The sequence below is a fragment of the Actinomadura rifamycini DSM 43936 genome, from assembly GCF_000425065.1.
Classification (GTDB): domain Bacteria; phylum Actinomycetota; class Actinomycetes; order Streptosporangiales; family Streptosporangiaceae; genus Spirillospora; species Spirillospora rifamycini.
The window spans coordinates 1-10,201 of sequence record NZ_AULB01000060.1; the positions used below are offsets into that span (position 1 = coordinate 1).

10 protein-coding genes and 1 tRNA gene are annotated in these 10,201 nt (G+C 73.8%); 4 read left to right on the forward strand and 7 right to left on the reverse strand.

Translation table 11 applies throughout. The features are described 5' to 3' along the window. Positions 1-121 precede the first annotated feature (121 nt). Positions 122-1,120, forward strand: coding sequence for an IS481 family transposase (locus H505_RS0133110; protein WP_026405374.1), 999 nt, complete (start codon positions 122-124; stop codon positions 1,118-1,120). 24 nt (positions 1,121-1,144) lie between these two features. Here the strand turns inward: H505_RS0133110 and H505_RS0133115 are convergent, their stop codons facing one another. Then, positions 1,145-2,116, reverse strand: a complete 972-nt coding sequence (locus H505_RS0133115) for an alpha/beta hydrolase (RefSeq protein WP_034521120.1) — start codon at positions 2,114-2,116, stop codon at positions 1,145-1,147. 167 nt (positions 2,117-2,283) lie between these two features. Here H505_RS0133115 and H505_RS0133120 point away from each other — a divergent pair, with 167 nt between their 5' ends. Beyond that, positions 2,284-3,678: an amino acid permease gene (locus H505_RS0133120; protein ID WP_026405376.1), complete on the forward strand. Its 1,395-nt coding sequence runs from the start codon at positions 2,284-2,286 to the stop codon at positions 3,676-3,678. Positions 3,679-3,713: 35 nt separating this feature from the next. Here the strand turns inward: H505_RS0133120 and H505_RS0133125 are convergent, their stop codons facing one another. Beyond that, a complete protein-coding gene (locus H505_RS0133125; protein WP_026405377.1) occupies positions 3,714-3,971 on the reverse strand; it encodes a hypothetical protein in 258 nt (85 codons plus the stop codon). 124 nt (positions 3,972-4,095) lie between these two features. On the opposite strand from H505_RS0133125, the gene H505_RS0133130 reads away from it, so the two are divergent. Next, on the forward strand, positions 4,096-5,649 hold the full coding sequence (locus tag H505_RS0133130; RefSeq protein ID WP_211238618.1) for an ArnT family glycosyltransferase: 1,554 nt from the start codon (positions 4,096-4,098) through the stop codon (positions 5,647-5,649). Here H505_RS0133130 and H505_RS0133135 read toward each other — a convergent pair. From H505_RS0133135 to H505_RS0133150, 4 genes are all read right to left on the reverse strand, one after another. Continuing rightward, positions 5,633-6,223 (reverse strand): DUF1444 domain-containing protein, encoded by a 591-nt coding sequence (locus tag H505_RS0133135; RefSeq protein WP_026405379.1) that lies wholly within the window; start codon positions 6,221-6,223, stop codon positions 5,633-5,635. The genes H505_RS0133130 and H505_RS0133135 overlap by 17 nt on opposite strands. 79 nt (positions 6,224-6,302) lie before the next feature. Then, positions 6,303-7,808 (reverse strand): cobyric acid synthase, encoded by a 1,506-nt coding sequence (locus tag H505_RS0133140; RefSeq protein ID WP_233617405.1) that lies wholly within the window; start codon positions 7,806-7,808, stop codon positions 6,303-6,305. Beyond that, the gene (locus H505_RS0133145; RefSeq protein ID WP_034521122.1) at positions 7,793-8,698 is read right to left on the reverse strand and encodes a cobalamin biosynthesis protein; all 906 of its coding nucleotides are present in this window, start codon (positions 8,696-8,698) and stop codon (positions 7,793-7,795) included. Before H505_RS0133145 ends, H505_RS0133140 begins: the two co-directional genes overlap by 16 nt. Further along, complete coding sequence (locus H505_RS0133150; protein ID WP_169528896.1) at positions 8,673-9,440, reverse strand: phosphotransferase; 768 nt, start codon at positions 9,438-9,440, stop codon at positions 8,673-8,675. Before H505_RS0133150 ends, H505_RS0133145 begins: the two co-directional genes overlap by 26 nt. A 114-nt stretch (positions 9,441-9,554) precedes the next feature. Here H505_RS0133150 and H505_RS0133155 point away from each other — a divergent pair. After that, a tRNA-Arg gene (locus H505_RS0133155) sits at positions 9,555-9,628 on the forward strand. A 380-nt stretch (positions 9,629-10,008) separates the two neighbouring features. Here H505_RS0133155 and H505_RS46015 read toward each other — a convergent pair. Further along, positions 10,009-10,201 (reverse strand): WD40 repeat domain-containing protein (locus H505_RS46015; RefSeq protein WP_211238619.1); only part of this gene is annotated, 193 nt, incomplete at its 5' end.

Consider the following 10,201-nt stretch of genomic DNA (forward strand, 5'->3'; position numbering starts at 1 on the left):
CTAGCTGTACTGACCATGGAGGTTGCGAACGCGGCGGCACGGTCGGATGATCTTGAAGTGAGGGAGGGCCTCCGGGTTCGGTGTGGATTGCGACATCTGCACCGACCCCCAGGAGGCCCTCATGCCCCACCGTAACGCCCCGCTGACCGAGACCGGACGTCTGCGCCTGGCCCGATGCGTGGTCACCGACGGGTGGCCGCTGCGTCGGGCCGCCGAACGGTTCCAGGTCTCGGTGAGCACCGCACAGCGGTGGGCGACCCGGTACCGGGAACTGGGCGAGGCGGGCATGGCCGACCGGTCCTCCCGGCCCCGCCGCAGCCCGCGCCGGACCCCTGCCCGCACCGAGCGGCGCATCATCAAGGTCCGGGTGCTGCGCCGCTGGGGACCGGCCCGCATCGCCTACCTGCTCGGCCTCAACCCCGCCACCGTGCACCGGGTCCTGACCCGCCACGGCATGCCCCGCCTGGCCCACCTGGACCGCGCCACCGGCCGCACCGTCCGCCGCTACGAGCACGACGCGCCCGGCGACCTGGTGCACGTCGACATCAAGAAACTCGGCAACATCCCCGACGGCGGCGGCCACAAAACCCACGGCCGCGCCGCCGGCGGCCGCAACTCCTCGGCCCACCGCGACCCGCACCGGCCCCGCACCACCGGCGGGCGCCCCAACCTGGGCTACGGCTACCTGCACAACGCCGTCGACGACCACTCCCGCCTGGCCTACACCGAAATCCTGTCCGACGAGACCAAGGAGACGGCGGCAGCGTTCTGGCAGCGGGCGCAGGCGTTCTTCACCCGAGCCGGGATCACCGTGCGGCGCGTCCTGACCGACAACGGATCGTGCTACCGATCACGCCTGTGGCACGACACCCTGACCACGGCCGGCGTCACGCACAAACGAACCCGTCCCTACCGGCCTCAGACCAACGGCAAGGTCGAACGCTACAACCGCACCCTGCTCGACGAATGGGCCTACCACCGGCCCTACCGGTCAGAGACCGAACGCCGCCGAGCACTCCCGCGGTGGCTGCACACCTACAATCACCACCGCGGCCACACCGCACTCGGCGGCCTCCCACCAGCCAGCCGCGTTCCCAACCTCACGAGACAGAACAGCTAGCCGCCCGTCCCGCGCGGCGGGCGGTCAGCGGGCCGGTTCGGGCGGCAGGTACCCGTTCGTCCAGCGCGCCAGCTCCTCGAACACGCGCCCGCGCACCGGCTCGGGCGACAGCACCAGGTCGTGCAGGCCGCCCTCCACCCGGACGAGCGTCACGTGCGGGCCGAGCCGGGGCGCCCAGCGGGCCATGTGCTCGACGTCGAGGACCGTGTCGGCGCCCGAGACGTCCGGCGACCGGCGGGACGGGCGCACGCTGCGGGTGGACGCCATCACCAGCACCGGCACGTCGATCGCGAGGCCGCGGTGCAGGCGGAGCTGGCCGCGCCGGACGGCGTCCAGCCAGGCGGCGCGGACGGGGAAGCCGAGGAGCGGCTTCCAGGAGAGGTCGAAGTCCCATTCGCCCTCGTGCTCGCGGTGCAGGCTCCGGGCGTACAGGTCGGACAGCCCGGCGGGCAGCGGCGCCTTCGGCAGCCGGGGGCGCAGCGCGCGGGCCAGCCCGGCGCCGATCTTGCGCATGGGCCACGGCTCGTTGATGTCCAGGAACGGGCTGTTGAGGAACACGCCGTCGACCACGCCCTTGCCGCGCACCCGGTCGGCGTACAGCGCGGCGACGAGGCCGCCGGTGGAGTGCCCGTTGAGCAGCAGCGTCCCGTGCTCGTCGCGCTCCCGGACGATCCGGACGGCCGCGTCGATCTCCGCGAAGTACTCGGTGAGGCTCTCGATGTAGTTCGGCGTCTGGTGGGGCCGCAGCGAGCGCCCGTACTTGCGCAGGTCGAGCGCGTAGAAGTCGAACCCGAGGCCGGTGTAGAAGTCGGCGAGGTGCCGCTGGAAGAAGTAGTCCACGAACCCGTGCAGGTAGAGCACCGCGCGGCGGGACGGCTCGGGCCTGCGGCGCCGCACCAGCGTCGCGACGACCTCGCCCTCGGCGTCCCGGCCCATCGGCAGCTCGATCGCCTCGTAGCCGGGGCCGAGCACGTCCGTCGCCACGACCTCGCCCATCCGGGCCTCCCTCGGTCTCGATCTCCGGTCTCGATCTTCGCAGGGCCTCAGCGTACGGCGTCGGCCCGCCGCCCATATTCCGGACGCCCCATATGCCGGATATCGACACTCGCACAGGTCACCTAGGGTGGACCCGTCCACGACGCGCGCACGGGAATCCGAGGGGAATGTCCGAAACTCACCACGCGGGGCTGCGCACGGGACTCCGCCGCCGCCACATGACGATGCTCGCGATCGGCGGCGCGGTCGGCGCCGGCCTGTTCGTCGGGAGCGGCGCCGTGATCGGCACCGCCGGCCCCGCGGCCGTCCTGTCCTACGCGGCCGCGGGCGCGCTCGTCCTGTGCGTCCTGCGGGCGCTCGGCGAGATGGTCGTCGCGCGGCCCGTCGCGGGGTCGCTCGCCGAGTACGCGCGGATGGCGCTCGGCCCGTTCGCCGGGTTCACGATCGGCTGGATCTACTGGTACCTGTACGTCATCCTCGTGGGCGCGGAGGCGGTCGCGGGCGCCGCGATCCTCGCGGAGTGGACCGGCCTCCCGCCCTGGACGCTCGCCGCCGCGCTGCTCGTCGTGATGACGGCCGTGAACCTCGTGTCCGTCCGGTCGTTCGGCGAGTTCGAGTTCTGGTTCGCCTCGATCAAGGTCGCCGCGATCCTGGTGTTCATCGTGCTCGGCGTCCTGTGGGTGCTCGGCCTGTGGCCCGACTCCCCCGGCGGCCTCGGCAACCTCACCGCGCACGGCGGGTTCGCGCCGAACGGCATCGGCGCGATCTTCACCGCGATCGTCGCGGTCATGTTCGCGTTCGGCGGCACCGAGATCGTCACCGTCGCCGCCGCGGAGAGCTCCGAGCCGGGCCGCGCCGTCGCGAAGGCCACCGGCAACGTGCTGTGGCGGGTCGCGATCTTCTACGTGTTCTCGATCCTGCTCGTCGTCGCGATCCTGCCGTGGAACGCCGCCGAGGTCCTCACCAGCCCGTTCGTCAGCGCCCTCGAGCACCTCGACGTCCCCGCCGCGGGCACCCTGATGCAGGCCGTGATCCTCACCGCCGTCCTGTCCGTGCTGAACTCGGCGATCTACGTCTCGTCCCGGATGCTGTACGTGCTGACCCGCGACGGCGACGCCCCCGCCGGGCTCGTGAAGCTGAACCGGCGCGGCGTCCCGGTCCGCGCGATCCTGCTCGGGACGGTCGCCGCGTGGGCCGCGGTCATCGCCTCCTACACGTCCCCCGACCAGGTCTTCGCGTTCCTGATGAACTCGATCGGGGTCGTGCTCGCGTTCGTCTACCTGGCGATCCTGTTCTCGCACCTGCGGCTGCGCGCGCGCTTGCAGCGCGAGGACCCGGGCAGCCTCACCTACCGCATGTGGCTGTTCCCGTACCTCACCTGGCTCGTCATCGCCGCGCTCGGCGCCGTCCTGGTCTCGATGGCGCTCATGGACGAGCGCCGCTCGCAGCTCGCCGCGTCGCTGGTCAGCCTCGCGGTCGTCGCCGCCGTCTACCCGCTGCGCCGCAGGTTCGGCAGGACGCCGCCGGTCGCCGCGCCGCAGACGCTCACGAAGGACCCGTAGCGCCCCCGGCCGGCGCCCGCCCGCCGGGGCGGCCGTCAGTCCTTGCGTCCGGTCGCGGCGACGGTGACGCCGAGCCCGATCATCATCATCCCGCCGGCGCCGCCGATCGCCGACAGCCTCCGCGGGGACCGCGCGAACCACGCCCGCGCCGTCCCCGCGGCCAGGCCCCACACGCTGTCGCACAGCAGCGCCAGGACCGCGAACACCAGCCCGAACACCATCATCTGCAGCGGGACGCGCCCCTGCGCGGGGTCGGCGGCGGAGAACCCGAGCAGCCGATGCAGCGTCACCATGAGGCAGCACGGTACGCCGGACGCCGCGGAACCCCCACCCAATATCGGCGCCGCCGGATCCGTGACCGGGCCTGGACACCCGGCCTATCGTGACGTGGGCCACATTGCGACATATGGTGCGGATGTGTCAGCCCCCGCGTCCGAGGCGCCCGACCCGTCCGAACCCGTCCCGCCCGACCCCGGGCCGCCCGGGAGCGGCGCACCGGCGCCGTCCGCGTGGCGGCCGCTGCTGCTCGTCGCGGGCGGCGCCGCGCTCGTCCTCCTCGCCCTCGGCGCGCGCTACGGCTACCACCGCGACGAGCTGTACTTCCGCGTCGCCGGACGGCACCTCGACTGGGGCTACCCGGACCAGCCGCCGCTCGTCCCGCTGCTCGCCCGGGCGGTCACCGCCCTGTTCGGCGACTCGCTCGTCGCGCTGCGCGTCCCGTCCGCCCTCTGCGTCGCCGCCGGGGTCCTCGTCGCGGGGCTGACGGCCCGCGAGCTGGGCGGGCGGCGCCGCGCGCAGCTCCTCACCGCCGGGGCGTACGCCGTGTGCCCGTTCGCGATCGCGTCCGGGCACACCCTCTCCACGGCGGCGTTCGACATGCTGCTCACCACCGTGCTCGCCTGGCTGGCGATCCGCTGGGTGCGGACCCGCGACCAGCGGCTCCTCCTCGCGGCGGGCGCGGTCACCGCCGTCGCCGTGAACGTCAAGTACCTGGCGCCCGTCGCGCTGGCCGCGCTCGTCGCCGGGCTCCTCATCGCCGGGCCCCGCGACCTCCTCCGCCGCCCGCCGCTCGCCGCCGGGGCCGCCCTCGCCGTCGCCGCCGCCGTCCCCGGGCTGCTCTGGCAGGCCCGGCACGGCTGGCCGCAGCTCGACATGGCCGACGCCATCGCCGGAGACGCCGACTTCGGCGGCCGGCCCGGCTTCCTGCCGTTCCAGCTCGTGCTGACGGGCGTCGTCCTGTCCTGGCTGTGGATCTACGGGCTGTGGCGGCTCTACCGGTCGGCCGACCTCGCCCCGTACCGCTTCGTCGGCCACGCCTACCTGCTGCTCAACATCGCCTTCCTCGCCACCGCCGGCAAGCCGTACTACCTCTCCGGGCTGTGGGCCGCGCTGTGGGCGGCGGGCGCCGTCGAGGTCGAGCGGCGCGGCGCGCCCCGCGGCTGGGGATGGGCCGCGTCCGCCCCCGCCTACGCGGTCACCGGCGTGTCGACCGTCCTGCTCACGCTGCCCGTCTACCCCGTCGCGACGCTCGCGAGCACCCCGCAGCCCGCCGTGAACGCCGACGGCGCCGAGACCGTCGGCTGGCCCCGGTTCGCCGCCGAGGTCGCCCGCGTGCACCGCACGCTCCCCCCGGGCGAACCGGCGACGATCATCGTCGGCAACTACGGCGAGGCCGGCGCGCTCGACCGGTACGGGCCGGACCTCGGCCTCCCCCGCGCCTACAGCGGCCACAACGGCTACTGGTACTTCGGGCGCCCGCCCGACACCGCGACCACCGCGGTCGTCGTCGGACCGGAAAGCGTCGCGGGCGCCGCGCGGCTCCGGCGCTTCTGGACGGACGTCCGTCCCGCCGGGCGCATCGACAACGGCGTCGGCCTCGACAACGAGGAGCAGGGCAAGCCCGTCTGGATCTGCCGCGGCCTCCGCGGCACCTGGACCGACCTGTGGCCCGAATTCAGGACACTGTCGTGAGGATCCCCCAGGACCCCTCCCGCCGGACCAGCAGGTCGTGCCCCAGCAGCGCGGACGCCGGAGCGTCCCACGCCGGGTCGGCGTCCCGCGCCCACACCTGCGCGACCGCCCAGCGCAGCTTGTCGACGCCCTCCGGGTGACCGGTGCCCGACGCGACGAACACGTCCCGCGCCGGCGCCGCCACCACCAGGTCGCCCTCCACGTCCTGCGCGAGCTTGTCGAGGAACCCGTCGTCCAGGAGCAGGCTCGCCTCGAGCCCGCCCACCGCGACCGTCACGGCGCGCACGTCCGGGTACCAGTTCAGGCCCAGCTCGGGACGCCGGTCCCGCAGGTTCAGCACCGCCCGCGCCCGCAGGTCGCCCGGCTCCACGCCCAGCTCCGCGCAGTGCCGCCGCGCCACGTGCTCGTAGCGGCGGCCGTTCTCGTCCGCGTGCTCCAGCGCGTACGTCACGTACAGGTCGCCGGCGAACGGGTCGCGCACCGGCTCCTCGTCCGCCGGGAGCGGGAACTCGAGCTGCACCTCGGCCGGCACCCGCGCCTTCATCAGCGGGACGATGAGACTCGGGTCGGTCACGGGGCTTTCCTCCTGATACGTCGGCCGCACCTTCGAGTGGATCACCCTACCGCCGCACCCGTCCCGCGCGTCCCGGCCCTTACCGACCCTTGACATCGGAACGCACCACCGGCAGACCCGCCGGCGCGCCCTGCTCGATCAGCCGCCACACCGCGTCCGTGTCGAGGTGCTCCTCCACCAGATCGCCGAGCGCGTCCAGCGTCGCCTCCCGCAGCGCGGCGAACGACACGTCCGGCGCCGGCGCGAAGTCCCGCCCCGCCGCCGCCGCGACGTCCCGCAGGAACGCCCGCCGGAACCCGTCGTTCTCCATCGCGCCGTGCCACGTCGTCCCCCAGACGCCGCCCGCCCTGCACCCGTCCAGGAACGGCTCGCCGCCCTCCACGGCCACCACGCCGTGGTGGATCTCGTACGCCTCCACCGGCTCCCCGTACGCCGTCCCGCTCGGACGTCCGAGCACCTTCTCCCGGCCGAACACCACCGTCGCGGGCAGCGCCCCGAGCCCCGCCACGCGCCCCCGGCCCGACTCCACGTCGTCGCGGATCTCTCTCGCGAGCATCTGGTAGCCGCCGCACACCCCGAGCACCGGCCGGCCCTCCCGCACCCGCCGCAGGACCTCGTCCGCCATCCCCCGCTCCCGCAGCCACGCCAGATCGCTCACGGTCGCCCGCGTCCCCGGCAGGACGACCAGGTCCGCGTCCGCGAGGTCGCCCGCGCTCGCCGCGTACCGCACCGCCACCCCGGGCTCGCAGGCCAGCGCGTCCAGATCCGTGAAGTTCGAGATGCGCGGGAACCGCACGACCGCCACCCGCAGCGTCTCCCGCCCGTACGGGGGCCGCGCGTCCGGCCGCGGCGCGTCCAGGGCCAGCGTGTCCTCCGAATCCAGGTAGAGCCCGAGCTTCCACGGCAGGACCCCCAGCACCGGCCGCCCCGTCAGCTCCCGCAACCGCTCCAGCCCCGGCTCCAGCAGCTCCGCGGCGCCCCGGAACTTGTTGATCACGAACCCCGCGACCAGCGCCTGATCCGCGGGCTCCAGCAGCGCCAACGTCCCGAACAGCGACGCGAAGACCCCGCCGCGGTCGATGTCGCCCACCACGACCACCGGCAGGTTCGCCGCCCGCGCCAGCCCCATGTTCACGATGTCCCCGGCCCGCAGGTTGATCTCCGCCGGGCTCCCCGCCCCCTCGCACACCACCACGTCGAACTCGCCGCGCAGCTCCTCCAGCGACTCCCGCACGACCTCCCGCAGCCGCTCCTTGTGGCGCCCGTACTCCAGCGCGTCGACCTCCGCCACCGGACGCCCCAGCACCACCACCTGGCTCCGCCGGTCACTCCCCGGCTTCAGCAGCACCGGATTCATCAGCGCCCGCGGCTCCACCCCCGCCGCCTGCGCCTGCATGAACTGCGCCCGCCCGATCTCCGCGCCGTCCCCCGTCACCATCGAGTTCAGCGACATGTTCTGCGCCTTGAACGGCGCCACCCGCACGCCCTTCCGCCGCAGCCACCGGCACAGCCCCGCCGTCACCACGCTCTTGCCCGCGTCCGAGGTGGTCCCCGCCACCAGCAGCCCGCTCACCCGCGCCGCCACGCCGCCACCGCGGCCAGCCCCGCCGCCGCGAACGTCACCGCCGCCGACAACCGCACCGCCCGCCGGACGTCCCGCACCTCCGGCGCACGCCCGTCCCCCATCTCCGGACGCCGCTCCACCAGGCCCCCGTACGCGTTCGTCCCGCCCAGCCGGACACCGAGCGCCCCCGCGAACGCGGCCTCGCACCGCCCCGCGTTCGGGCTCGGATGGTTCCCGCCGTCCCGCACCAGCACCCGCCACGCACCCGGCCCGCCCAGCACCGCCACCAGCACCCCCGTCACCCGGGCGGGCACCCAGTTCATCGCGTCGTCGAGCCTCGCGGCCGCCCACCCGAACCGCTCGTACCGCGCGTTCCGGTAGCCCACCATCGCGTCGAGCGTGTTCACCGCCCGGTAGACGAACAACCCCGGAACCCCCGCGACCGCACCCCACACCAGCGGCGCGACCGCCGCGTCGCTCGTGTTCTCCGCCACCGACTCCACCGTCGCCCGCACCAGCTCGTCCGCCGCCAACCCCTCCGGGTCCCGAGCGCACAGATGAGGCAGCCGAGCCCGCGCCGCCTCGAGATCGCCCCGCTCCAGAGCGTCCGCCATCACCGAACCCTCACGCCCCAGCGACGTCCCCCCGAGGACCGCCCACGTCGCGAGAGCCGTCGCCCACGGCCCCCTGCACACCCGGTCCACGGCGAACCCCGCGAGACCCGCCCCGCCCACGAGCAGCCCCGCGTACAGAACCCCCGCCGTCCGCGAGTCCCGGTACACCGAGCGCTCCACCCGCGCGGCCACCCGCCCGAACCCCGCGACCGGATGCCCCCGCCGCGGATCCCCCACCGCCGCGTCCAGAAGCACCCCGAGGACGAGGCCCTCAGCAGAGACACGAATCAAGCTCATCCCAGTGACGCTCCAGCCAATCCTGAGCCCGCCTTATCCGGAGCCCCGCACCACCCTGCCAGACGCGCGCCCAGCTCCCGCCCGCCCGGGCCCTCGCACGCATCGACTCGTACGACCGCTCGAACCGCACCCGCGCCGCCGGCAGCACCTCGTTCCGCTCCCCCCGCGACAGCCCGTACGCGTCGCAGAACACCCGGAGCCTCCGCCCCACGTCGACGCCGTACCACACCGCGTCCCGATCCGCCGGATCCGCGATCGGCCCCCAATGCCGCAGCGCCGTCACCACGTCGTACAAACACCGCGTCGGCCGCGCCAACTCGAAGTCGATCAGCGCGACCGGCCGCCCCCCGCGAAACACCACGTTCTCCGGCGTCACATCGCAGTGCCCGACGACCTCCGGATCCCCGTCGAGATACGACCCCCGATCCCACGGGCCGTCCGGCACCCCGAACGACCGCACCGCCTCGTGGTACCGCCGCAGCAACCCCGCGACCCCCCGCAGGGCGTCGTCCGTCCCCGCGTACCGCGGCAGCGGCCGCCCCGGCACCTCCCCGGGCACCCAGCTCAGCACCTCGCGGCCCGACTCGTCCGTCCCCAGCACCCGTGGCGCCTCGAACCCGACCTCCTCCAGATGCCGCAGCAACCGCCGCACGGCCGCACTGTGCGCCCCCGCCGGCCGCCGCACCGTGTCCGCCACCCGCACCACGCCCCCCGTCCCGGAGAGCGGAACCTCACCTTCCACGGCCACCAAAGATATGCCCCGCACCACACCGGCGCGGCCGACGGCGGCGATATGGATGTGGAGCCAGACGACGCTCCGCCATACACTGTGTCCCGGCGTCCAGCCGGTCGCCGAGCGCCCGTAGCTCAGCTGGATAGAGCATCGGACTTCTAATCCGACGGTCGCGGGTTCGAATCCTGCCGGGCGCGCAACCCCCTGACCAGGGGTCTTACCACTGCCAAGATCCCAAACCCGAGCCCGAAATGCTTCATTTGGTTCCCGTGTTAGCTCGATGTTTGCTCGCGTGTCGGCATCCGGTCGTCCGGCACCCGGACGACCATTAGATCGCCACGGGTGAGCGCCCGCGCGGTGACCTTGCCTGCCGACCAGCGAAACCACGACTCTGTAGGGCCTACATGCCTCTCGAGGGCGACGGCCAACCAAGCGGACGAGCCGGTGCCCGCCCCAGAACAGCTCTGGACGCGGACACCGGCTCGAAGAATCCGACCGTCACCTTGTGCAGGTCATCGCCTCGGCGCCTCCGCCAGCCGAACGGCCTGTAAGAAGTTCGTTTCGGGGCGAGGGTTGGTCAGGGGCAGACCTTCCGGAATTCGATCCCGTCCGGTGCGTACTGGCTCCAGTGCTGGCGGGTCAGCGCTCCCATCGCCTTGCAGACCAAGTCGGCAAGGTCCTTGTCCGCCGGCATTTCCACGTCCCAGAGCCGCACGGTGTTGTCGGCGCCGACGGCCAGGGTGTCGCCGTCGGGGCTGAACGCCACCGAC